Origin of the sequence: Pseudomonas sp. TUM22785 (assembly GCF_028198105.1) — a bacterium.
In the GTDB taxonomy this organism is placed as follows: domain Bacteria; phylum Pseudomonadota; class Gammaproteobacteria; order Pseudomonadales; family Pseudomonadaceae; genus Metapseudomonas; species Metapseudomonas solani.
In genome coordinates this window covers 2,448,835-2,471,181 of record NZ_CP116239.1, presented here as the reverse complement: position 1 = coordinate 2,471,181, position 22,347 = coordinate 2,448,835, and the positions used below count along the sequence as shown (strand labels likewise).

22 protein-coding genes are annotated in these 22,347 nt (G+C 65.5%); all 22 read right to left on the bottom strand.

Annotation, left to right across the window (positions count from 1 at the left end; genetic code table 11):
- Positions 1-3: 3 nt before the first annotated feature.
- Positions 4-2,127: a flagellar biosynthesis protein FlhA gene (flhA, locus tag PI990_RS11495; protein ID WP_021220578.1), complete on the bottom strand. Its 2,124-nt coding sequence runs from the start codon at positions 2,125-2,127 to the stop codon at positions 4-6.
- Positions 2,128-2,291: 164 nt separating this feature from the next.
- A complete protein-coding gene (gene flhB / locus PI990_RS11490) occupies positions 2,292-3,428 on the bottom strand; it encodes a flagellar biosynthesis protein FlhB (RefSeq protein WP_271660679.1) in 1,137 nt (378 codons plus the stop codon).
- A gap of 75 nt (positions 3,429-3,503) precedes the next feature.
- A complete protein-coding gene (gene fliR / locus PI990_RS11485; protein ID WP_271660678.1) occupies positions 3,504-4,280 on the bottom strand; it encodes a flagellar biosynthetic protein FliR in 777 nt (258 codons plus the stop codon).
- Between the two features lies 1 nt (position 4,281).
- On the bottom strand, positions 4,282-4,551 hold the full coding sequence (gene fliQ / locus PI990_RS11480) for a flagellar biosynthesis protein FliQ (RefSeq protein WP_021220581.1): 270 nt from the start codon (positions 4,549-4,551) through the stop codon (positions 4,282-4,284).
- Positions 4,552-4,553: 2 nt separating this feature from the next.
- A complete protein-coding gene (gene fliP / locus PI990_RS11475; RefSeq protein WP_021220582.1) occupies positions 4,554-5,309 on the bottom strand; it encodes a flagellar type III secretion system pore protein FliP in 756 nt (251 codons plus the stop codon).
- Positions 5,309-5,785, bottom strand: a complete 477-nt coding sequence (fliO, locus tag PI990_RS11470; protein ID WP_271660677.1) for a flagellar biosynthetic protein FliO — start codon at positions 5,783-5,785, stop codon at positions 5,309-5,311. The genes fliP and fliO overlap by 1 nt, the downstream gene beginning before the upstream one ends.
- 4 nt (positions 5,786-5,789) lie before the next feature.
- Positions 5,790-6,260, bottom strand: coding sequence for a flagellar motor switch protein FliN (gene fliN, locus PI990_RS11465; RefSeq protein ID WP_021220584.1), 471 nt, complete (start codon positions 6,258-6,260; stop codon positions 5,790-5,792).
- Between the two features lie 41 nt (positions 6,261-6,301).
- A complete protein-coding gene (gene fliM / locus PI990_RS11460) occupies positions 6,302-7,273 on the bottom strand; it encodes a flagellar motor switch protein FliM (RefSeq protein ID WP_021220585.1) in 972 nt (323 codons plus the stop codon).
- 12 nt (positions 7,274-7,285) lie between these two features.
- A complete protein-coding gene (gene fliL / locus PI990_RS11455; protein ID WP_184488929.1) occupies positions 7,286-7,819 on the bottom strand; it encodes a flagellar basal body-associated protein FliL in 534 nt (177 codons plus the stop codon).
- Between the two features lie 200 nt (positions 7,820-8,019).
- The gene (locus PI990_RS11450; protein WP_271660676.1) at positions 8,020-9,363 is read right to left on the bottom strand and encodes a flagellar hook-length control protein FliK; all 1,344 of its coding nucleotides are present in this window, start codon (positions 9,361-9,363) and stop codon (positions 8,020-8,022) included.
- Between the two features lie 84 nt (positions 9,364-9,447).
- Positions 9,448-9,801, bottom strand: coding sequence for an Hpt domain-containing protein (locus tag PI990_RS11445; protein ID WP_021220588.1), 354 nt, complete (start codon positions 9,799-9,801; stop codon positions 9,448-9,450).
- Positions 9,802-9,832: 31 nt separating this feature from the next.
- On the bottom strand, positions 9,833-11,530 hold the full coding sequence (locus PI990_RS11440) for a fused response regulator/phosphatase (protein WP_271660675.1): 1,698 nt from the start codon (positions 11,528-11,530) through the stop codon (positions 9,833-9,835).
- Positions 11,531-11,537: 7 nt separating this feature from the next.
- Positions 11,538-11,843: an STAS domain-containing protein gene (locus tag PI990_RS11435; RefSeq protein ID WP_021220590.1), complete on the bottom strand. Its 306-nt coding sequence runs from the start codon at positions 11,841-11,843 to the stop codon at positions 11,538-11,540.
- Between the two features lie 74 nt (positions 11,844-11,917).
- A complete protein-coding gene (gene fliJ / locus PI990_RS11430) occupies positions 11,918-12,367 on the bottom strand; it encodes a flagellar export protein FliJ (RefSeq protein ID WP_021220591.1) in 450 nt (149 codons plus the stop codon).
- Positions 12,368-12,373: 6 nt separating this feature from the next.
- Entirely contained in the window at positions 12,374-13,732 is a 1,359-nt protein-coding gene (gene fliI / locus PI990_RS11425; protein ID WP_021220592.1) for a flagellar protein export ATPase FliI, read from the bottom strand.
- Positions 13,722-14,546: a flagellar assembly protein FliH gene (gene fliH, locus PI990_RS11420; RefSeq protein ID WP_021220593.1), complete on the bottom strand. Its 825-nt coding sequence runs from the start codon at positions 14,544-14,546 to the stop codon at positions 13,722-13,724. The genes fliI and fliH overlap by 11 nt, the downstream gene beginning before the upstream one ends.
- Before the next feature lie 10 nt (positions 14,547-14,556).
- A complete protein-coding gene (fliG, locus tag PI990_RS11415; RefSeq protein WP_021220594.1) occupies positions 14,557-15,570 on the bottom strand; it encodes a flagellar motor switch protein FliG in 1,014 nt (337 codons plus the stop codon).
- Positions 15,563-17,356 carry a flagellar basal-body MS-ring/collar protein FliF gene (gene fliF / locus PI990_RS11410; RefSeq protein WP_271660674.1) on the bottom strand — a complete coding sequence of 598 codons (1,794 nt, stop codon included), beginning with the start codon at positions 17,354-17,356 and terminating at the stop codon, positions 15,563-15,565. The genes fliG and fliF overlap by 8 nt, the downstream gene beginning before the upstream one ends.
- Before the next feature lie 15 nt (positions 17,357-17,371).
- Complete coding sequence (gene fliE, locus PI990_RS11405) at positions 17,372-17,704, bottom strand: flagellar hook-basal body complex protein FliE (protein ID WP_021220596.1); 333 nt, start codon at positions 17,702-17,704, stop codon at positions 17,372-17,374.
- A gap of 207 nt (positions 17,705-17,911) precedes the next feature.
- A complete protein-coding gene (gene fleR / locus PI990_RS11400) occupies positions 17,912-19,336 on the bottom strand; it encodes a sigma-54-dependent response regulator transcription factor FleR (protein WP_271660673.1) in 1,425 nt (474 codons plus the stop codon).
- Positions 19,337-19,340: 4 nt separating this feature from the next.
- Positions 19,341-20,555: a sensor histidine kinase gene (locus tag PI990_RS11395; protein WP_021220598.1), complete on the bottom strand. Its 1,215-nt coding sequence runs from the start codon at positions 20,553-20,555 to the stop codon at positions 19,341-19,343.
- A gap of 109 nt (positions 20,556-20,664) precedes the next feature.
- Complete coding sequence (locus tag PI990_RS11390) at positions 20,665-22,137, bottom strand: sigma-54 dependent transcriptional regulator (RefSeq protein ID WP_021220599.1); 1,473 nt, start codon at positions 22,135-22,137, stop codon at positions 20,665-20,667.
- Positions 22,138-22,347: the final 210 nt, after the last annotated feature.

The following is a 22,347-nucleotide window of genomic DNA, read 5'->3' as shown; positions in this document are numbered from 1 at the left end:
CGGTTAGTTCTGCCCCACAGTCGAGACTATGGTGACCTGCTTGTTGTCCGGTATTTCCTGGTAGGCCAGTACGTGCATGGTTGGCACGGCGAGCCTTGCGAAGCGCGACAGCATCGCCCGGATCGGCCCGGCTACCAGCAGGATGGCCTGCTTGCCGAGCATTTCCTGGCGCTGCGCCGCTTCCACCAGGGAACGTTGCAGCTTCTCGGCCATGCCAGGCTCCAGGAGGATGCCATCCTCGGAGCCTTGTCCGGCCTTCTGCATGCTACTGAGCAATATCTGTTCCAACCTGGGCTCCAGGGTGATCACAGGCAGCTCCGGCTCTAGTCCCACAATGCTTTGCACGATTGCGCGGCTCAGCGCCACGCGAACAGCTGCCACCATAGCGGCGGGATCTTGACTCTTGGGTGCGACATTGGCGATGGCCTCGGCGATGGTGCGGATGTCGCGCACCGGTACCTGTTCCTGCAGCAGCGCCTGCAGCACCTTGAGCAGGGTCGACAGCGAAACCAGGCCCGGAACCAGCTCTTCCGCCAGCTTGGGCGAGCTCTTGGCCAACAATTGCATGAGCTGCTGCACTTCTTCGTGCCCCAGCAGCTCGTGGGCGTGCTTGTGCAGGATCTGATTGAGGTGGGTGGCGACCACGGTACTGGCGTCCACCACCGTGTAGCCGAGGGACTGCGCCTGGTCACGCTGGCTGCCGTCGATCCACACGGCCTCCAGGCCGAACGCCGGATCCTTGGCGGCGATGCCGTTGAGGGTGCCGAACACCTGGCCGGGGTTGATCGCCAGCTCGCGGTCCGGGTAGACCTCCGCCTCGGCCACGCTGACGCCCATCAGGGTCAGGCGATAGGCGTTGGGCAGCAGGTCGAGGTTGTCGCGGATGTGCACCGACGGCATGAGGAAGCCCATCTCCTGGGACAGCTTCTTGCGTACGCCCTTGATGCGGGTGAGCAGTTGGCCACCCTGGTTGCGGTCCACCAGGGGAATCAGGCGGTAGCCGACTTCCAGGCCGACCATGTCCACCGGGGTGACGTCGTCCCAGCCCAGCTCCTTGGTTTCCGGGGCACGCTGGGCCGGCAGCAGTTCCTGCTGGCGCTGCGCTTCTTGCACAGCCACTTCCTTCTCCTTCTGGCCCTTGCGCCAGATCCACCAGGCGCCGCCAGCGGCGATCAGGCCGAGGCCGAGGAAGGACACGTGGGGCATGCCCGGGACCAGGCCCATGGCGATGAGGATGGCGGCGGAGACGGCCAGCGCCTTGGGCGAGGCGAACATCTGGCGGTTGACCTGCTGGCCCATGTCCTCGGAGCTGGAAACACGGGTCACCATGATCGCAGCGGCGGTGGACAGCAGCAGCGAGGGGATCTGCGCCACCAGGCCGTCACCGATGGTCAGCAGGGAGTAGATGCGCCCGGCGTCGCCGAAGGTCAGGCCGTGCTGGATGATGCCGATGGCCATGCCACCGATCAGGTTGATGAAGAGGATCAGCAGGCCGGCGATGGCGTCACCGCGGACGAACTTGCTGGCACCGTCCATGGAACCGTAGAAGTCGGCTTCCTGTGAGACTTCCGCGCGGCGCTTTTTGGCTTCGACCTGGTCGATGATGCCGGCGTTGAGGTCGGCGTCGATCGCCATCTGCTTGCCGGGCATGGCGTCCAGGGTGAAACGTGCACTCACCTCGGAGATACGGCCGGCACCCTTGGTGACCACCACGAAGTTGATGATCATCAAGATGGCGAAGATCACCGCACCGACCACGTAGTTGCCGCCGATGACCACTTCACCGAAGGCCTGGATCACCTTGCCCGCGGCGTCGTGGCCGTCCTGGCCGTGGAGCAGTACCACGCGGCTGGAGGCCACGTTCAGCGCCAGGCGCAGCAGGGTCGAGACCAGCAGGATGGTGGGGAAGACCGCGAAGTCCAGCGGGCGCAGGGCGTAGACGCTGACCAGCAGAACCACGATGGAGAGCGCGATGTTGAAGGTGAAGAACACGTCCAGAAGGAACGGCGGCACCGGCAACGTCATCATGCCCAGCATGATCAGCACCAGCAGCGGCACCCCCAGGTTGCCCCGGGACAGGCTGGCGACATTGCCGCGCACGTTGCCGATCAGTTGCGAACGATCCAAATCTCTACCCTCAAGCAGTGGCGAAACACAGCCCTCGCCCATTCAATCTTTTGACGCGCGGATGCGCGCAGCAGAGCTTGTGCAAGAAACTCACCAACTTCCCGGAGGTGGCGGTGCAGAGGGGTGCGCGGCGACCTTTGCCTACAGGCAGGGGCAGCGCAGGGTCAGTCGTCGCGACGCAGGTCAGCGGGGATCGGCGGCTCCGTCAAGGGCGCAGGGCGCTTGCCCTTGCCCGCGCGGAATTGCTTGAGCTGGTAGACGTAGGCCAGTACCTGGGCCACCGCCAGGTACAGGCCGGCGGGGATTTCCTGGTCCAGCTCGGTGGAGTAGAACACCGCCCGCGCCAGGGCCGGGGATTCCAACACGGTGATCTTGTTCTCCTGGGCGATCTCGCGGATCTTCAGCGCGGTGAAGTCGTTGCCCTTGGCCAGCAACAGCGGCGCGGTGCCCTTGGCCGGGTCGTACTTCAGGGCCACGGCGAAGTGCGTCGGGTTGGTGATCACCACGTCGGCCTCGGGCACGGCGGACATCATGCGGCGCTCGGCCATCTCCCGCTGCATGCGACGGATACGCGACTTGACCTCGGGCTTGCCCTCGCTGTCCTTGTACTCGTCGCGCACTTCCTGCTTGGTCATCATCAGCTTCTGCTTGTTGTCCCAGAGCTGATACGGCACGTCGATGGCGGCGATGAGGATCAGCCCGCAAGCCAGCCAGAGCGCGCTCCAGCCCACCACCTGGACGCTATGCAGAATGGCCTGCTCCAGGGGCTCGTGGGCGATGGACAGGAGGTCGTCGGCATCCGAAGACAGCACCATCAGCGCCACCATCAGGATCAGCCCGAACTTGCCCAGCGCCTTGAGCAGCTCCACCACCGCGTGCATGGAGAACATGCGCTTGATGCCGGACAGCGGGTTCATGCGGCTGAATTTCGGCGCCAGGGCCTCGAAGGAGAACAGCCAGCCCCCCAGGGAGATGGGCGCCACAAGCGAGACGATGAGCAGCGTCACCAGCAACGGGGTAACGGCCGAGAGTGCCATCTGCCCCGACTGCAACAGCCACAGCGCCATGCTGCGCTCGTCCATCAGCGCTTCGCGGGACAGGGTGAAGTTGGCCTGCATCATGCGCATCATCATGTCCGCCAGGCCGCCGCCGGAGGCCAGCACGCCCCCTGCCCCACCCAGGGTGATGGCCAGGGTATTGAGCTCCTTGGAACGGGCTATCTGCCCCTTCTCTCGCGCCTCCTGTTGGCGTTTCGCGGTGGGTTCTTCGCTTTTGTCCGCCCCGCTCTCACTTTCTGCCATGGCGCACCTCGGCAGAAGGCCCGGCTAACCGACCGGGACGGGTAATGGGCGGCATGCAGCCGCAGTGGGAGGTCATCAGCGCGCCCTCGCCAGCTCGCGCAGGAGCTGCAAGGCGTCGGTGGCGAGAAGCTGGTACTGGGAGAGGATGTCGGCCATGCCGATCCAGATGATCACCAGGCCCAGGGCCACCGTCAGCGGGAAGCCGATGGAGAAGATGTTCAATTGCGGCGCGGCGCGGGTCATCACGCCGAAGGCGATGTTGACCACCAGCAAGGCGGTGATCGCCGGCAGCGCCAGCAGCAGGCCGGCGCCGAGCACCCAGCCCAGCTTGGTGGCCAGGGTCCAGTAGTGCTCGACCATCAGCCCCCCGCCCACCGGCAAGGTGACGAAGCTCTCGGCGAGCACCTCGAACACCACCAGGTGGCCATTCATGGCCAGGAACAGCAAGGTCACCAGCATGGTGAAGAACTGCCCAATCACCGGCACCGAAACGCCGTTGGTGGGGTCGACCATGGAAGCGAAGCCCAGGCCCATCTGCACCGCGAGTATCTGCCCGGCGACGACGAAGGCATGGAAGAACAGCTGCAGGGCGAACCCCATCACCGCCCCCACCAGTATCTGCTCGGCGATCAGTAGGAAGGCCTGCAGGGTGACAGCGTCCACCGGGGGCATGGGCGGCAGCGAAGGGGCGATCACCGCAGTGATGCCGAGGGCCAGGTACAGCCGCACCCGGGTCGGCACCAGCTGGGTGCCGATCAGCGGCATGGTCATCAGCAGCGAGGCGATGCGGAACAGCGGCAACAGGTAGCTGCCGACCATGCCGCCGATCTGCGATGTGGTCAGCTCCAGCATGTCAGCCGATCAACATGGGGATGTTGTGGTAGAGGTTGGTCATGTACTCCATCAGCTCCCGGGTCAGCCAGGGCCCGGCCCACATCAGCGAGATGAGCATCACCAACAGGCGCGGCAGGAAGCTCAGGGTCTGTTCGTTGATCTGCGTGGCGGCCTGGAACATGGCGACGATCAGGCCCACCACCAGGCTGGGCACCACGAGGATGCCGACGATGACGCAGGTCAGCCAAAGCGCTTCACGGAACAGGTCGACGGCGACTTCGGGTGTCATGGCTAAACCCCTCCAAAGCTTCCGGCCAGGGTGCCGATGATCAGCGCCCAGCCATCCACCAGCACGAACAGCATGATCTTGAATGGCAACGAGATGATCAGCGGCGACAGCATCATCATGCCCATCGCCATCAGCACGCTCGCCACCACCAGGTCGATGATCAGGAACGGGATGAAGATCATGAAGCCGATCTGGAACGCGGTCTTCAGCTCCGAGGTGATAAAGGCCGGGATCAGGATGGTCAGCGGCGCGGCGTCGGGCGACTGGATGTCGGTGCGCTTGGACAGGCGCACGAACAGCTCCAGGTCACTGGAGCGGGTCTGCGCCAGCATGAAGTTCTTCACCGGCACCTCGGCGCGCTTGATCGCCTCCTGGGCCGGCAACTGCTCGTTGAGGTAGGGCTGCAGGGCGTCGCGGTTCACCTGGTCGAACACCGGCCCCATGATGAACATCGTCAGGAACAGCGCCATGCCGGTGAGGATCTGGTTCGACGGCGTCTGCTGCAGGCCCAGCGCCTGGCGCAGGATGGAGAATACGATGATGATCCGCGTGAAGCTGGTCATCAGCATGACGAACGCCGGGATGAAGCTCAGCGCCGTCATGATCAGCAGGATCTGCAGGCTGACCGAGTACTCCTGCTGGCCTTCGGCGTTGGTTGACAGGGTGATGGCGGAGATCGACAACGGGTCGTCGGCGCCCAGCGCCAGGGGTGCCGCGAATGCCAGCAGCAGGGCGATCAGGATGCGCCAGTAACCCATCAGCTCTTGTCCTTGTCCTTGCCCAGCAGCTCCATCAGGCGCTGGGCGAATTCGGGAGTAGCAGGCTCGGCGTCGGGCATGTGCACCGGTTCCTTGAGCACATGCAACGGGGTGATGCGCCCGGGCGTGAGGCCCAGGAGGATCTGCTCGCCGCCCACCTGCACCAGTACCAGCCGATCACGCGGGCCCAGCGCCTGGCTGGAGACCAGCTTGATCACCTGGCCGCCACGGGGGCCCATCTGCTGCACCCGACGCAACAGCCAGGCGAGCACGAAGATGACGCCGACCACCAGCAACAGGCCGATAGTCAGCTGCCCGAGCTGCGCGGCGACGCCGCCCCCGGCATTGACCACCGGAGCGGCAGCCACGGCAGGCGCGGCGACGGCGACCGGGGTGGCGGATGCGGCGATTGCCGCCGGCTCTGCGGCGAACGCCGTCAGGGGCAGGCAGAACAGCGCGAGCAGGAGTCGTCCCATGGCGTCAGCGCAGTTTCTTGATGCGTTCGCTGGGGCTGATCACGTCGGTCAGGCGGATGCCGAACTTCTCGTTGACCACCACCACCTCGCCATGGGCAATGAGCGTGCCGTTGACCAGCACGTCCAGCGGCTCGCCGGCCAGGCGGTCCAGCTCGATCACCGAGCCCTGGTTGAGCTGCAGCAGGTTGCGGATGGTGATGTCGGTGTTGCCCACTTCCATGGAGATGGACACCGGGATGTCGAGGATCACGTCGAGGTTGGGGCCATCCAGGCTCACCGGCGCATTGGAGCGCGGCATGCTGCCGAACTCTTCCATCGGTGCCCGGGGGTTGGCCGGTGCCGCCGCTCCGCCGCCCTGGTTCATCAGTGCGTCGATGTCGTCCTGGCTGGCCTCGTCGCCCGCCTCGGCCAGGGCCGCCGCCCATTCATCGGCGAGCGCCTGTTCCTCGGGGGTGGTGCTTTCTTCGTCTGCCATCGGTTGACCTCGGCTGGCTCAAATAGGGTGTGGGTCGACCGTCAGCGCTGACGGTCGATCGGATCGAGAATCTGCAGGGCCAGGTTGCCCTTGTGGGCGCCCAGCTTGGCCTTGAAGGCCGGCACGCCGTTGGCGCGCATGATCATGTGCTCGGGCATTTCCACCGGAATCACGTCGCCCGGCTGCATGTGCAGGATGTCACGCAGGCGCAGCTGGCGGCGCACCACGGTGGCGCCGACCGGCACGCTGACGTCGAGAATGTCCTCGCGCAGGGCCTTGATCCAGCGCTCGTCCTGGTCGTCGACATCGGACTGGAAGCCGGCGTCGAGCATCTCGCGGATGGGCTCGATCATCGAATAGGGCATGGTGATGTGCAGGTCGCCGCCACCGCCATCGAGTTCGATGTGGAAGGTGGAGACGACGATCACTTCGCTGGGGCTGACGATGTTGGCCAGCGCCGGGTTCACCTCGGAGTTGATGTACTCGAAGTTCACGTCCATCACCGCGTGCCAGGCTTCCTTCAGGTCGACGAAGGCCTGGTCCAGCACCATGCGCACCACGCGCAGTTCGGTGGGGGTGAATTCGCGGCCCTCGATCTTGGCGTGACGGCCGTCACCGCCGAAGAAGTTGTCCACCAGTTTGAACACCAGCTTGGCGTCGAGGATGAACAGGCCGGTGCCGCGCAGCGGCTTCATCTTCACCAGGTTGAGGCTGGTGGGGACGTACAGCGAGTGCACGTACTCGCCGAACTTCATCACCTGCACGCCCCCTACCGCCACATCGGCGGAACGGCGCAGCAGGTTGAACATGCTGATGCGGGTATAGCGGGCGAAACGCTCGTTGATCATCTCCAGGGTCGGCATGCGTCCACGGACGATGCGATCCTGGCTGGTCAGGTCGTAGCTTTTGACGCTCCCGGGTTCCGCCTCGTTCTCGGTCTCGACCAGGCCATCGTCCACGCCATGGAGCAGCGCGTCGATCTCGTCCTGGGAAAGCAGGTCTTGGACTGCCATGGGTCTCCCCTGCTACTGCAATACGAAATTGGTGAACAGCACTTGCTCGACCGCCACCTTGCCGGTCTGCGCCTTGGCCACTTCCTGGATGGTCGCGGTGGCCTGCTGGCGCAGCATCTCCTTGCCCACCGGGGTGACCAGGGTGTCGAAGGTCTGGCTGGAGAAGAGCATCACCAGCTTGTTGCGCACCACCGGCATGTGCTCCTTGAGCGCATCCATCTCGGCCTTGTCGCGGCCCATCAGGGCCACGGTGACCTGCATGTAGCGCTGGTGGCCGTTCTGGTTGAAGTTGACCACGAAGGCCGGAGCCAGGGGCTCGTACAAGGCGATCTGCTTGACCGGAGCAGCGTGCTCGGCGGCGGCCTCGTCCTTCTTGTCATCCTTCTTGGCGTCGCCACCGCGGCCCAGCAGGAACCAGGTCGCGCCGACCGAGGCGCCCACGACCACCAGCAGCACCACGGTCAGCAGGATGATCAGTTTGAGCTTGCTCTTGCCGGCGGGCTTTTCGTCGCCGCCCGCATCCGCCTTCGCTTCTTTCTTCGCCATGCCAAAATTCCGTCGCTGATCGGGTTAATGCCCGCATTCAATGGGTTGAGAGCAAGTGTTATGCCAGCTTCTCACCAAACGCCGCAGCGGATATACCAGTGTCCTTGGCGCCTGTCACCCACGAAAAAAGGCGCCCGGTGGCTTTTCGTTCAGCCACCGGGCGCCTTCAGTCTAGAACATGACGATTGCGGGGATGCGGATCAGGCGTAGTAGTCCACCAGACCGCGCCCGCCAGTTGCCGTGGGGCTGCGTATCTCGCTGATGCCGACGGCGATCTCCTCGTCGCCGCCACCGCCCAGGTGCGAGCCGCCGCCGTTACCGCGACCGCTGCCGCCCTCGTTGCTCTGCTGCCCCTGCCAGCCACGGTTCAGGGACTGGTCGGAGACGTTCACATCCAGTTGGTTCATGCCCTGCTGGGAGAACATGTCACGCAGGCGGTGCATCTGCCCTTCCAGCGCCTCACGCACTCCGGCGTTGGGGCTGGCGAAGGTCACCTGGGTCTGGTCCTGGCCCATGTTAATGCGCACTTCCAGGCGCCCCAGGTCTTGCGGGTCGAGCTGGATTTCGGCCGACTTGAGGTTCTGGCTGGACAGCCACATGACCCGATCGACCACCGCTTCGCTCCAGCCACCCTGGTTCATCGCCACCGGCTGGCCGGGCACCAGGGCCGGCGTGCGCTGGGCCAGGGCCGACTGCTGGCTGAGCGTCTGGCCGATGGCATTGAGGCGACTGTCGAGGACTTCGCTGCGGATCTCCGACTTGCTCTCGCCCAGGCCCTGGGTGAGCTGCTCGGAGAGTTCCGCCACTGGAAGTTCGACATCCACCGGGACCTCTTCCGTTTCCGCCGTCTTGTCGCCGAAGGCGGCCAGGGCGCTGGCGAAGTTCTGCCCGGCATTGGCCGAATTCTGCGTGGTGACGGTGGTGGTGGTCGCCACCTGCACCTGGTCGCCCTCACCCTCGGTTTGCAGGCCGATCTGCATGCCGGCGAAGCCTTGCAGCGGATCTGCCTGGGCATCGACCTCCAGCGTGGCGGTGCCCTGGGTAGCAGGCGCGACACTGGGCAAGCCGGTCGGCAAGGTGACTTCCGGCGCAGGCGGCTCGACCACCGGCGGCGCGATCTGGCCGCTCATGGCCATCAGCAGCAACGGGTCGATGACCGGGTCTTCGGGCTGGGTACCGTCGCTGGCGGCCACACTGTCGTCAGGGGTATCGCCACCACTGCCGCTGCCCTTCCCGCTGTCGCGGTCGGCCGGCAAGTCGTTGCCGCTATCGGCAACCGTCGACGGCTTGCCGGTGTTGTCATTGGCCGGCCTGTCCGCCGAATCGTCCGCCTTGCGGGTGTCATCGGGCTTGTCGCGGGCGGGCTTGGCAGCCGGCTCGTTTCGTTCTACAGGCTTGGCCTGCTGCTCCTTCGCATACACCTGGGCAAAGCTGGGAGCCGCGTTCTTGACGGGTTCCGGTGTCTTGACCTGGGTTTTTGCCGCCTGCACTTTCGTCTTCACGCCAGGGTTCGCCTGCAGAAGAATATCGGGGGCAACGGGCATGGGCACTCTCCGCTGAGGGGTTGGTTCGTGCCAGGGGGATTGCAAGGGGCGGGCCAAGTTTCGGCCGCGAAGGAAATCAGCGCGTCAGAAGCTGTGACGCTGGCGCTCGGAGCGGAACAGAATGCGCACGATGGCGAACTCCCGCTCGATGCGTTCGACCAGGTCCGGCGCGTCTTCCAGGCGCTCGCGTCGGGCGCTTTCCTCCAACTGCTTGCACAGGGTCGCCAGCAAGGGCGCGCCCATGTTGCTGCAGCTGCCCTTGAAGCTGTGCGCGGCGAGGCGCAATGCCTGGGCGTCCTGCTGGTCGCAGGCCTGGTGGAGCAGGCGTACACGCTCCTCCGAGTCGACCAGGAAGGTGTCCAGCAACACCGGGTACTCGTCTTCCATGACTTCCTGCAAAGCGGCCAGTACGCCATTGTCGATATGCAGATCGGACAACCGGATCACTCCTTGAACGACACGATGGGAATCAGGATGGGCGTGGCCAGACGAACTCCACGCGGATGCCCCTGCCATCCTCCGGCAAGTCGCAGCGCGCGGCAAGTTGTCTGACCAGCGTCAGGCCACGTCCGCTCAGGCTCGACGTATCGATATCCCGCTCCAGCACCGCCCGGGCATCGAAGCCCTTGCCGCTGTCCTCGACCCGCACCAGCAGGCGCCCGCCCTCCTCGCCCACCGGCAACAGCTCGAGGTGGATGCGCACATGGCCGTGCTCGAGCCCGGCCAGGCGCGTGGCGCGCTCGCGGTAGTACTCGGCAAAGCCACGGGCATCGCGCTTGAGCGCGGAGTCCAGGCCCAGCACACCGTGCTCCAGGGCGTTGGAGTAAAGCTCGGCGAGTACGGTGTAGAGCGCCCCGCCCTGGTCGCGCAGGCCCTGCACCTCCAGCAGCAACTGCAGGAGGAAGGGCAAGGGGTTGAAGCGCTTGAGGGTCTGGGCGCGGAATTCGAAGCTGGCCGACCAGTCCAGCGGGCTCAGCTGGCCGCTGTCGGTGAACGCCAGCTGCGGGCGCTGCTCGAGGTCTTCGACCAGGGTCACCTCGATCATGCTGACGTCGTCCTGGGCTTCGCCCCGGAAGGCGGCCAGGGTGCGCTGGATCTCGTCGAACAGCTGCTCCGGCGCGGTATTGCTGGCGAAAACACGCCGCAGGCGCTCGTCACCGAACAGCTCGCCGGCCTCGTTGCAGGTTTCCAGCACGCCATCGGACCAGAGGAACACGCGGTCGCCGACATCAATCGGGTAGACCTCGTACTTGTCATCGAACTGGGCCGGCTCCAGCACCCCGAGCGGCAGGTGCCGCGATACCAGCGGCACCACCGGGCCGCCATCGGCGCGGCGCAGGTAGCCGTCGGGCAAGCCGCCGTTCCACACCTCCAGCACACGCCGCTGGAAGCTGAGATTGAGCAGGGTCGCGCAACAGAACACGCCCACCGGCAGGATGCGCTTCAGCTTGGCATTCATCTCGCGGAGGATGTCGGCCATGGCGTAGCCCTTGGCGGTCATCCCGTAGAAGACTTCGGCCAGGGGCATGGCCCCGATGGCCGCCGGCAGGCCGTGGCCGGTGAAGTCGCCCAGCAGCACATGCATGCCACCGGAAGGCTTGTAGGCGGCCAGCAGTAGGTCGCCGTTGAACAACGCATAGGGCGATTGCAGGTAGCGGATATTGGAGGCGTTGAGGCAGCCGGAGTGGGCCACCTTGTCGAACACCGCCTTGGCCACGCGCTGCTCGGTGAGCAGGTGCTCGTTGTGCTTGGCGATCAGGTCGCGCTGGTGCAGGACGGTCTCCTGTAGGCGGCGCAGGCGGTCCATGGCCTTGATCTTGGCTTCGAGGATGACGCGGTTATAGGGCTTGGCGAGGAAGTCGTCGCCACCGGCTTCCAGGCACCGCACCAGCGCTTCGTTCTCGGTGAGCGAGGTGAGGAAGATGATCGGCACCAGCTCCTCGCCCGCCAGTTGCTTGATCCGCCGTGCCGCCTCGAAGCCATCCATGACCGGCATCAGCGCGTCCATCAGCACCATGTCGGGCTGCTCCTGCTGGAACAGCGCGACGGCTTCCAGGCCATTGGCGGCCGTCAGGGCACGGTGGCCCTGGCGGTTGACGATGGTGGAAAGCAGCATGCGGTCGGCCGCATTGTCCTCGGCGATGAGGATGGACAGGCGGGCCGACATGGCGGTGTCAGGCAATCTGGAACAGCTGTTCGAAGTTGGAGATGGCGAGGATCTTGCGCACGTCGGGGTTGCAGTTGACCAGGCGGATCTGCGCGCTGTCGCCACCGGCGTGGTCACGCAGCAACAGCAGCATGCCCAGGGCGGAGCTGTCGAGGTAGGTGGTGCCCTTGAGGTCGACCACGTAGCGCTTGGGGTTGATGCTCACGCGCTCGTAGGCGTCGCGAAATTCCTGGTGAGCCCCGAAATCGAAACGTCCCTGGATGACGATGGTCAGCTCTTGCCCGTCGCTCGAAGGCAGCGAGGTGATGGCCATGCAAGACTCCTTGATCAGAAATGTAAACGCGTGCAGAAGATTTAGCACCCGCCTGGAGCCTCGGCAACCGCGATTTAGCGTTCCTCGCGCCCGATGAGGCGTTGCGAGAGCTCATCTAGGAGTTTCTGCTCGCGCTTGTCCTGAATCGCACGCGCCTCATCGATGTAGCGCTGCACCAGCTTCTTCAGGCCCTCCAGCCGCGCGTAGCGCTGCTGCCAGGCCTCCCGCGCCTTGGCCAGGTTGTCGCGATGCCAGGCCACGCTCTGGGTCTGCTGGGCGACGGCCGTTTCCAATTGCGAAAGAAAGCGCTGGTAGTTGGTCAGCCATTGGCCGGACACACCCTGGCTACCCTGGGTGATCCACTGCTGCTGGTAATCGGAGCGGAAGCGTTCGAGGTCACCGAGCTTGCCCTCGGCCTGGCCCAGCAACCCCTGGCAATGCCCGACCAGGCGGGCGGCATCGCGTTCGGCTTTCTGCGCCATGTCCACGACAGGAGCAAGGCGCGCGGCGCGGTCACGGGCCATGGTTCATCAACCCGCGCTGCCGGTGTTCAGCACCGCGGCGAGGCGCTCGACGCTCTGTGCCAACGGCTCGCTTTCGTTGAGCCCCTGGTGAAGGTATTTGGCCATGGCCGGTTGCCGGGCGATGGCCAGGTCGGTGTCGGCATCGCCGCCGGCGACATAGGCGCCGACGCTGATCAGGTCGCGGGTCTGCTGGTAACGCGACCACAGCTGCTTGAAGCGCTGGGCCATCTTCATGTGCTCGGGGCTGACCACCTGGGGCATGACCCGGCTGATGGACGCCTCGATATCGATCGCCGGGTAGTGGCCCTCTTCCGCCAGGCGCCGTGACAGCACGAAGTGGCCATCGAGCACACCCCGCGCGGCGTCGGCGATGGGGTCCTGTTGGTCGTCACCCTCGGAAAGCACGGTGTAGAAGGCGGTGATCGAGCCGCCGCCCTTCTCGCCGTTACCAGCCCGCTCCACCAGCTTGGGCAACTTGGCGAACACCGAGGGCGGGTAGCCCTTGGTGGCCGGCGGTTCGCCGATGGCCAGGGCGATCTCGCGCTGGGCCTGGGCGAAACGGGTCAGCGAATCCATCAGCAGCAGGACGTTCTTGCCCTTGTCGCGGAAGTATTCGGCGATGCGCGTGCAGTACATGGCGGCACGCAGGCGCATCAGCGGCGCGTCGTCCGCGGGCGAGGCGACCACCACGGAGCGCTTGATGCCCTCCTCGCCGAGGATGTGTTCGATGAATTCCTTGACCTCGCGGCCCCGCTCGCCGATCAGCCCGACGACGATGATTTCCGCCTCGGTGAAGCGAGTCATCATGCCCAACAGCACACTCTTGCCCACGCCGGTGCCGGCGAACAGGCCAAGGCGCTGGCCACGGCCGACGGTGAGCAGGCCGTTGATGGAGCGGATGCCGACGTCCAGCGGCACGGAAATGGGGTCACGGTTGAGCGGGTTGATCACCGGGCCGTCCATCGCCACCCAGTCTTCGGCCTTCATTCCGCCCTTGCCGTCCAGGGCACGGCCGGCGCCGTCGAGTACCCGCCCGAGCATGGACATGCCCATGGGCAGGCGGCCGGTATCGGGCAGCGGCACCACGCGGGCGCCGGGAGCGATGCCGGCGAGGCTGCCCACCGGCATCAGGTAGATCTTGTTGCCGGAGAACCCCATGACTTCGCCTTCCACCTGCACCGGGTGGTAGCTGTCGTCGTTGATCACCAGGCAACGGCTGCCAATGGCGGCGCGCAGGCCTTCGGCTTCCAGGGTAAGGCCGACCATGCGCAGCAGGCGCCCTTCCACCACGGGCTGGGTGGGCAGTTGCACGGCATCGGCGTAGCCGCCGAGGCGCTTGGCGAAACTGGTCCGCTCAAGACGCATGGGGCGGTTCCGGCGGGCTCAGGTCGAGGGCGATATCGGCCGGTGGCGTGTGCACCTTCTGTTCGCGCTGCTGGTCGAAAAGCTGCTTCAGCGCCTGGGTCATGCGCGTCTCGATGCTGGCGTCGATGCGGCTGTGTTCGGTTTCGATGCGGCAACCGCCGGGCAGCAGGGTCTCGTCTTCGAGGATGCGCCAGGTTTCTTCGTGGCGTTCGCGCAAGGCCTTCACCAACTCGAAGTCCTGCGGGTTGATGTGGATGCGCAGGTTGCTGGCGCCCATGGGCAGCAGCTTGAGCGCTTCGCGGAGGATCTGGCGGATCTGGGTGGAGTCCATCGCCAGCTCGCGCTGGATGACCTGCCGGGTGATCTGCCCGACCAGGTGCACCATGGCTTCTTCCAGTTGCTGGTCCTGCTCGGCGATGGGCGCCATGAGCTGGCCCATGAGGCTTTCCAGGGACTCCAGGCGCGCATTGGTGGCCACCTCGGCCTCCTGGCGCGCCTTGATCTGGCCGGCATGGAAGCCGTCCTTCTCGCCAGTAGCGAAGCCTTCGTTGTAGGCGTCCTGGCGGATCGCTTCCAGCTCATCGAGCGTCAGCGGCTTGACGGCCTCCGGCTCGACATCCTCGACGGCCTGCGGGGCTTCCGTGGCCGGCGCGGCCTCGGCCATCGCCGGCGCGTCCGGCTGCTGGGCGGGCTCGTCCGGCTCCTCGGCGACCACGGCAGGGCCTTCGGGATCGAAGCTGGGCAGGGACCAGCGATCGAAGGCGTTCACATCCTTGGCGCGAATCAGCTCGCTCTGTGCTTCCTTGGTAGCCATCGGGCGCGCCTCAGATCATTTCTTCGCCGCCCTTGCCACCGAGCACGATTTCTCCGGCTTCGGCCATGCGGCGGGCGATGGTGAGGATTTCCTTCTGCGCGGTCTCCACGTCGCTGACGCGTACCGGGCCCTTGGCTTCGAGGTCGTCGCGCAGCAGTTCGGCGGCGCGCTTGGACATGTTCTTGAAGACCTTCTCCTTGATCGCTTCGTCCGAGCCCTTGAGGGCCAGCACCAGCACATCGGAAGACACCTCGCGCATCAGCGCCTGGATGCCGCGGTCGTCGACGTCCGCCAGGTTGTCGAAGACGAACATCAGGTCTTCGATCTGGCCGGACAGGTCCTCGTCCACCTCGCGGATGGAGTCCATGAGCTGGCCCTCCACCGAGCTGTCGAGGAAGTTCATGATGTCCGCCGCGCGCTTCACGCCGCCCATGGTGGTGCGGGTGGAGCTGGAGTTGCCGGCGAACTGCTTCTCGAGGATCAGGTTGAGTTCCTTCAGCGCGGAAGGTTGCACGGTGTTCAGCGAGGACACGCGCAGGATGATGTCCAGGCGCACCTTGTGGTCGAAGTGGCTGAGCACCTCGCCGGCCTGGTCGGGGTCGAGGTAGGCGACCACGATGGCCTGGATCTGCGGGTGCTCGTAGCGGATGACGTCGGCCACGGCGCGCGGCTCCATCCACTTCAGGCTGTCCAGGCCGCTGGTGCTGCCGCCTAGCAGAATACGGTCGATCAGGTTGTTGGCCTTGTCCTCGCCCAGGGCCTGGGTGAGCATCTTGCGGATATAGCCGTCGGCACCGACGCCCAGGCTGGTCTGGTCGCCGACGATCTCGACGAACTCGCCCATCACCTGCTCGACCTGCTCGCGGTGCACGTTGCGCATCTGCGCCATCGCCACGCCGACCTTCTGCACTTCCTTCGGGCCCATGTGGCGCAGCACTTGCGCGGCATCGGTCTCGCCGAGGGAAAGCAGGAGGATGGCGGCCTTGTCCACCTTGGTCAGCTTGGGAGCGCGGTTATCACTCATCGGCGTTGATCCACTCTTTGACTACCAGGGCCACGCGACCCGGGTCTTCGGCTACCAGGCTTTTGATCGCGTTCAGTTGTGCATCATACCCCTCGCTCGGGCTCGGCAGCAGGATGCTTTGCGGCCCGCCGAGGCTCACCCGATCATCGGACAGCTCGCCGGACAACCCACCCATTTCGCCCAGTTCGACATCGCCGTCGCGACCGCCGCCCATCAGGTCCTTGCCCTTGCCGCCGCCGGAGATGTTGTTGAGCACCGGGCGCAGTACGAACCACACCAGAATCAGGATCAGCAACGCCGGGAACAGCTGCTTCAGACCCGAGGTCAGCATCTGGAACCAGACCTGCTCGTACCACGGCAGTTCGATCACCTCGTCGCCACCGCCGACGAACGGCGTGTTGATCACGCTGACGCTGTCGCCACGGCTGGCATCGAAGCCCACGGCGTCCTGTACCAGACGGGTGAAGCGAGCGATCTCGTCAGCGGTCCAGGGCACATGGGTGGTCTCGCCCTGGGCGTTGACCTTGACCTGGTCGTCCAGCACCACGGCGACGGAAAGCCGGCGCAGGCGACCCTGCTGTTGCTTGGTGTAGCTAATGGAGCGGTCCAGCTCGAAGTTGCGCGTGGTCTGGTCACGCTTGTCGGTCGGGTACGGCGCCAGCATCGGCTTGCCGGTGGCCTGGTCGATGATCTGCTGGCCGTTGTCGTCGAGGATCGGCTGGCCGGGTGCCACGGCCGGTGCGGCGGCTGCCGGAGCAGCCTGCTGCGGCGCGTTGGCCGGGCCCGGGGGCTGGTTGGAGAGCGCGCCGGGCACACCCTGCGGGCCGGAGCCGGCCTGGCGCTCTTCGTTGAGTTTCTGCTCGCTGCGCAGTGCCGGCTGATCGGGGTTGAACATCTCGGCGGTGGACTCCACCGCGCTGAAGTCGACGTCCGCCGAGACTTCGGCCTTGTAGCGGCCATTGCCCAGGACCGGCTGCAGGATGCTGTGCACGCGCTGGGTGAACAGACCTTCCATGCGGCGGGTGTAGTCGTACTGCTTGCCCGCCATGGACAGCTCGGAAAGCTCCTGCTGGTCAGACAGCAAGGTGCCCTTCTGGTCCACGACCGTGACCTGGCCCTTCTCCAGTTCCGGCACGCTGGTGGCGACCAGGTTGACGATGGCCATCACCTGGCTCGGCTCCAGGGAGCGGCCCGGGTACAGCTCGACCAGCACCGAGGCGCTGGGCTTGCGCTCGTCACGGACGAACACCGAGCTTTTCGGGATGGCCAGGTGCACGCGGGCACCCTTGACGTTGTTCAGGCTGGAAACGGTGCGCGCCAGCTCGCCTTCCAGGCCGCGGCGGTAGCGGGTGGCTTCCATGAACTGGCTGGTGCCCAGGCCTTGCTCCTGGTCGAGGATCTCGTAGCCGACGTTGCCGTCGTTGGGCGCGATACCGGCGCCGGCCAGCTTGATGCGAGCGCGGGCCACATCGTCGGCCTTGACCAGCAGGGCGCCGGAGTTGGGCTCGATCTTGTAGGGGATGTCGGCGCCGTTGAGCGCCTCCATCACCTGGTTGGCATCCATGCCGCTCAGGCTGCCGTAGAGCGGACGGTAGTCCGGCTGCTGCGACCAGAGCACCACGGCGAAACCGATCGCCACGCTGGCGGCAAGGCCGACCAGCAGGCCGATCTGGCGCAGCATGCTCATCTGCGAAAGGTTTTCCAGGAATGCCAGGCCGAAGAGGGGTTTCTTCTCGCCCTGCTCGCCCGCCGGGGCCGGAACGTTAGCGGTTGCCGCGTCTGCCATTTCTCAACCCTGCCCTTAAACCGGCATCTGCATGATGTCTTGATACGCCTGGACCAGCTTGTTGCGCACCTGGGTCATGGCCTGGAACGACACGCTGGCCTTCTGCGAGGCGATCATCACATCGGTGATATCGACACCGCTCTGCCCCGTCTCGAAGGCGGTGGCGAGCTGGCTGGACGCCTGCTGGGTTTCGTTCACCTTGTTGACGGCCTGGCCGAGCATGTCGGAGAAGCTCGGCGCATTGACCTCGGGCGTAGCGCTGACCACGGGCTTGGTACGGGCCATGGCCTCCATCTGCATGGAGCGCATTTCCAACATCAGGCGATTGAATTCGACACCCTGGCTCATCACATTCCTCCGCGACCGCAGTTTTTTGACGCTAGAGCGGTCTTTGTGGGGGAGGTTGCAACAAGGGTGCCAAGGTGGGGGTGGAGAGCTGCAAGCTTCAAGCGGCAAGCTTCAAGTAGCAGGCAGGAGCAGGCCCACTCGGGGTGAGTAGGCCAGATTTCTTGCAGCTTGCAGCTTGCCGCTCAAGCGCTAGCGCGACTCCCAGCGTCAGCTGGCATACAAATACGCCTCCACATCCATCCCCGCGTCGCGCATCTGGGCGAGCTTGTAGCGTAGGGTGCGCGGGCTGATGCCCAGGCGTTCGGCGGCTTCCTTGCGGCGGCCGCGCTCGGAGCGCAGGGTGTCGATGATCATCTGGAACTCGTGGCGACGCAGGTCTTCGCCCAGCGCGCCTGCGGCGTCCGCAATGGGCGCGGCAGGATTGACGGGCAGGCCGACCGGAGCCGGAACGACGGCAGCAATCGGGCTCAAGGGTACCGATACCGGCGCCACGGCCATGCCGATGGGCGCGGTGAGGCACAGGTCGTGAGGCTGGATCAGGCCGCCCTGCTGGAGGATCAGCGCCCGCTGGATGGCGTTGTCCAGTTCGCGCACGTTACCCGGCCAGGGGTGGCTGACCAGCGCATGCCGCGCTTCGGCGGAGAAACGCACCGGGGCATGGTTCATTTTCTTGACGTGCTTGCCCAGCAGGCGCTCGGCCAGGGGAAGAATATCGGCCGGGCGCTCACGCAGCGCGCGCCAGGCCAGGGGGAAGACCGAGAGGCGGTAGTAGAGGTCTTCACGGAAGCGCCCCGCCGCCACTTCGCCGGCCAGGTCACGGTTGGTGGTGGCCAGCACGCGGATATCCAGCTCTATGGGTTTGCGTGCGCCGACCCGCTCCACCTCGCGCTCCTGCAGCACGCGCAGGAGCTTGGCCTGCAGGCCCAGGGGCATCTCGGAAATCTCGTCGAGGAGGATGGTGCCGCCGTCGGCCAGTTCGAACTTGCCGGGCTGGGCGGCGATGGCGCCAGTGAAGGCGCCCTTCTCGTGACCGAACAGGGTGGCCTCGAGCATGTTGTCGGGGATCGCCGCACAGTTGATGGCGATGAAGGGCTTGGCCGAGCGCGGCGATTGCTGGTGGATGTAGCGCGCGAGCACTTCCTTACCGGTACCGGACTCACCGGAGATCAATACGGTGGAGTCGCTGCGGGCGACACGGGCGGCCAATTCCAGCAATTGCAGGCTGGCCGGCTCCTGGGCCACGGGCCCCTCCCCTTCACCGGCCGTGGCGCGCCCCAGGGCATGGCGCTCGACCAGCTCCAGCAGCGCACGAGGCTCGAAGGGCTTCACCAGGTAGTCGGCAGCACCCTGGCGGATGGCATCCACCGCGCGCTCGACGGCGCCATAGGCGGTCATCAGCAGCACGGGCAGTTGCGGATAGCGGGTGCGCACCAGCGCGAGCAGCTGGTGGCCGTCCATTCCGGGCATGTTGACGTCGCTGATCATCATGCCGAAGGGCTCTTCGCCAAGGGCCACCAGGGCCGCTTCGGCGCAGTCCGCTTCGCGGAAGTCGTAGCCGCCGAGCATCAGGGTGTCGGCAAGCGCTTCGCGCAGGGCACGGTCGTCTTCGACCAACAGAACTTTGACGGTCATGGGGTTACTCCTGAATTACCGGCTGTGCCGTGCCAAGCAACGGCAGGACCAGGGTGGCGCAGGTGCCACGACCCGGGCGGGAGCTGAGCAGCAACTCGCCCTGGTGTGCGCGCGCCACCGCCTTGACCACCGCGAGGCCGAGGCCCGTTCCGGTGGTCTTGGTGGTGAAGAAGGGTTCGCCCAGGCGAGCCAGGGTAGCGGCATCCATGCCCGGGCCGTTGTCACTGATACACAGGCGCAACGTGCCGTCGCGGCTGTACAGGTGGATCTTGAGGCGCACATCGCGGCCGGAGGCCTGGATGGCGTTCTCGATGAGGTTGAGCAGCGACCCCACCAGGGTGTCGCGGTTGCACAGCAGCTCGCCGCCGCTGGCGTCGCATTGCCAGCGCACCGAAAGGCCGGTGACATGGGATTCGGCGGCCGAGCGCAGCGCGGCGAAGAGCATCACCGGCTTCAGCCGATCCGGCAGCGGCAGGTCGCCACGGGCGAAGATCAGCATGTCACGCACCTGGTGTTCGAGCTCGTGCAGCCGCTCCTTGAGGCGGCCGGCGAAACGCTGTTGCTGCTCCACCGGCAGCACCTGCTCGGTGAGGTGGCTGGCATAGAGCAGCGCAGCGGAGAGCGGCGTACGGATCTGATGGGCCAGGGACGCGACCATGCGCCCCAGGGCAGAAAGCCGCTCGTGGCGGGCCAGCTGATCCTGCAGGAGACGGGTTTCGGTGAGGTCGGCGAGCAGCACCAGTTGCCCGGGCTCGCCGTTCAAGGAACGGGTGGCGATGGACAGGCGACGCCCATCCTTCATGGAGATCTCGTGACCGTCGTCCTTGCGCGGAGCGAAGCTGCGCGCGATGACCTCGCGCCAGAGCATCCCCACCAGCGGCTTGCCGAGCAGGCTGCGCGCCACGGGATTGGCTTCACGGACCACGCCCTGGCCATCGATGACGATGACGCCACCGGGCAGCAGGTCAAGCAGGCTTTGCAGGCGCAGGGCCAGGCGCTCTTTCTCGGCCAGCTCCTGCATGCGCTGGGCACTGACCAGGGCCAGCTGCCCCTTGAGTTCGGTCACCCGTGCCTCCAGCAGGCTGTACGACTCGCTCAGCTGGTTGGACATCTGGTTGAACATGGCGAACGCCTGTTCGAGGCTGGCTCTGCCGGCCTCTTCTACGGGCGCCGCACTGGCGGACTCAGGTTTCTGCGATGGGCTGGCACTGGCGGTCATGGTTCTCTCTCGCTCGGCAAACCGTCAGGAGACGGTCAGTCGAGAGAGACATAGCAATACCCGTGCCTAAAAAAATACCCTTTTAAAACAGGTATTTACGAAATCAGCGTCAATCTTCTGCCATTTCGTCGTCGCGACGGCTCATGCCGTACTTGCGCATCTTCTCCACCAGGGTGGTGCGGCGAATGCGCAAACGCTCGGCAGCACGGGCCACGACACCGGCGGCATCGTCCAGCGCCTGCTGGATCAGCCCCTGCTCCAGGTTGCCCAGGTAGTCCTTGAGGTCCAGCCCCTCGGGCGGAAGCATCGCCGGGCTACTGACGCCGGGCAGGCCGGCACCAATGGCGGAGCGCTCTTCGAGCTCTTCGCGCAGGCTGGCGGCCAGTTGCTCGTCCTCGTCGTCCACGTGGCGGAATTTCTTCGGCAGCTCGGTCACACCGATGACGCCATAGGGATGCATGATCGCCATGCGCTCCACCAGGTTGGCCAGCTCGCGGACGTTGCCCGGCCAATCGTGGTTGCACAGCGACATGATGGCGGCGGAGTTGAAGCGGATGGAGCCGCGCTTCTCGTGCTCCATGCGCGAGATCAGCTCGTTCATCAGCAGCGGGATGTCCTCAACGCGCTCGCGCAGCGGGGCCATCTCGATGGGGAAGACGTTGAGGCGGTAGTAGAGGTCCTCGCGGAAACCACCGGTCTCGATCATCTGCTCGAGGTTCTTGTGGGTGGCGGCGATGATGCGCACGTCGACGTTCTGGGTCTTGTTGCTGCCCACGCGCTCGAAGGTGCGCTCCTGCAGCACGCGCAGCAGCTTGACCTGCATCGGCAGCGGCATGTCGCCGATCTCGTCGAGGAACAGGGTGCCGCCGTTGGCCAGCTCGAAGCGCCCGGCACGGCTGGTGATGGCACCGGTGAAGGCACCCTTCTCATGGCCGAACAGCTCGCTTTCCAGCAGTTCGGCGGGGATGGCGCCGCAGTTGACCGGCACGAAGGGCGCATCGCGGCGCTTGGAGTGGTAGTGCAGGTTGCGCGCCACCACTTCCTTGCCGGTGCCCGACTCGCCGAGGATCAGCACGCTGGCGTCGGTATCGGCCACCTGCTGCATCATCTGCCGCACCTGCTGGATGGCACGGCTGGTGCCCACCAGGCTGCGGAACAGGTTCGGCTCGCGCTGGCGGCCGCGCTCGCGGGCCTGGTCGTACATCTCGCGATAGACCTGGGCGCGGTGCAGGGAATCCAGCAGCTTGTTGTAGCTGGGCGGCATCTCGAGACTGGCCAGCACGCGGCGGCGGACCTCGTCGGACCAGTCGGCCGGCACCGCCTGGTCGATCAGCAGCACGGGAAGGAACTCGTCCCAGGTGGCGACCTGCTTGAGCAGCTCGGTGGTGCCGCCCTTGGACTCGACATCGCCCAGGAGGATGCAAAGCACATCACGGGTGGCGCTCAGCGCGCCGACGGCGTCACGCCAGTCGCGGCTGGCGCAGGCCAGATGCTCTTCGCCGAGAAAGTTCAGAATGACCGCCAGATCACGGCGGCGATCGCTGTTGTCGTCAATCAGCAGAATCTTGGTTTCACGCCACATGCTTGTTCTGGTCTTTGCTCGAGGACTGATGCCACGTTAGAGCGGCATAAGGGCAGCCGGTGCCATCAAAATCGCGATTGGCAACGGCAATTGGCCACTAGTAAAGTCAAAAAAGCGAACAGAGTCAAATTTATGGCGTGCTTTTTTTGAGGAGATCGACAGAAAGCCTAAGAGACTGAGGATGCAGCACCGATATGCCATCAGTGCCGA

What these genes read in the sequence shown, in the direction of transcription:
- flhB (WP_271660679.1), bottom strand. Translation starts at nt 3,428, where the DNA reads ATGGCAGAAAGTGAGAGCGGGGCGGACAAAAGCGAAGAACCCACCGCG.
- fliR (WP_271660678.1), bottom strand. Translation starts at nt 4,280, where the DNA reads ATGCTGGAGCTGACCACATCGCAGATCGGCGGCATGGTCGGCAGCTAC.
- fliQ (WP_021220581.1), bottom strand. Translation starts at nt 4,551, where the DNA reads ATGACACCCGAAGTCGCCGTCGACCTGTTCCGTGAAGCGCTTTGGCTG.
- fliP (WP_021220582.1), bottom strand. Translation starts at nt 5,309, where the DNA reads ATGGGTTACTGGCGCATCCTGATCGCCCTGCTGCTGGCATTCGCGGCA.
- fliO (WP_271660677.1), bottom strand. Translation starts at nt 5,785, where the DNA reads ATGGGACGACTCCTGCTCGCGCTGTTCTGCCTGCCCCTGACGGCGTTC.
- fliN (WP_021220584.1), bottom strand. Translation starts at nt 6,260, where the DNA reads ATGGCAGACGAAGAAAGCACCACCCCCGAGGAACAGGCGCTCGCCGAT.
- fliM (WP_021220585.1), bottom strand. Translation starts at nt 7,273, where the DNA reads ATGGCAGTCCAAGACCTGCTTTCCCAGGACGAGATCGACGCGCTGCTC.
- fliL (WP_184488929.1), bottom strand. Translation starts at nt 7,819, where the DNA reads ATGGCGAAGAAAGAAGCGAAGGCGGATGCGGGCGGCGACGAAAAGCCC.
- PI990_RS11450 (WP_271660676.1), bottom strand. Translation starts at nt 9,363, where the DNA reads ATGCCCGTTGCCCCCGATATTCTTCTGCAGGCGAACCCTGGCGTGAAG.
- PI990_RS11440 (WP_271660675.1), bottom strand. Translation starts at nt 11,530, where the DNA reads ATGTCGGCCCGCCTGTCCATCCTCATCGCCGAGGACAATGCGGCCGAC.
- PI990_RS11435 (WP_021220590.1), bottom strand. Translation starts at nt 11,843, where the DNA reads ATGGCCATCACCTCGCTGCCTTCGAGCGACGGGCAAGAGCTGACCATC.
- fliJ (WP_021220591.1), bottom strand. Translation starts at nt 12,367, where the DNA reads ATGGCCCGTGACCGCGCCGCGCGCCTTGCTCCTGTCGTGGACATGGCG.
- fliI (WP_021220592.1), bottom strand. Translation starts at nt 13,732, where the DNA reads ATGCGTCTTGAGCGGACCAGTTTCGCCAAGCGCCTCGGCGGCTACGCC.
- fliH (WP_021220593.1), bottom strand. Translation starts at nt 14,546, where the DNA reads ATGGCTACCAAGGAAGCACAGAGCGAGCTGATTCGCGCCAAGGATGTG.
- fliG (WP_021220594.1), bottom strand. Translation starts at nt 15,570, where the DNA reads ATGAGTGATAACCGCGCTCCCAAGCTGACCAAGGTGGACAAGGCCGCC.
- fliF (WP_271660674.1), bottom strand. Translation starts at nt 17,356, where the DNA reads ATGGCAGACGCGGCAACCGCTAACGTTCCGGCCCCGGCGGGCGAGCAG.
- fliE (WP_021220596.1), bottom strand. Translation starts at nt 17,704, where the DNA reads ATGAGCCAGGGTGTCGAATTCAATCGCCTGATGTTGGAAATGCGCTCC.
- fleR (WP_271660673.1), bottom strand. Translation starts at nt 19,336, where the DNA reads ATGACCGTCAAAGTTCTGTTGGTCGAAGACGACCGTGCCCTGCGCGAA.
- PI990_RS11395 (WP_021220598.1), bottom strand. Translation starts at nt 20,555, where the DNA reads ATGACCGCCAGTGCCAGCCCATCGCAGAAACCTGAGTCCGCCAGTGCG.
- PI990_RS11390 (WP_021220599.1), bottom strand. Translation starts at nt 22,137, where the DNA reads ATGTGGCGTGAAACCAAGATTCTGCTGATTGACGACAACAGCGATCGC.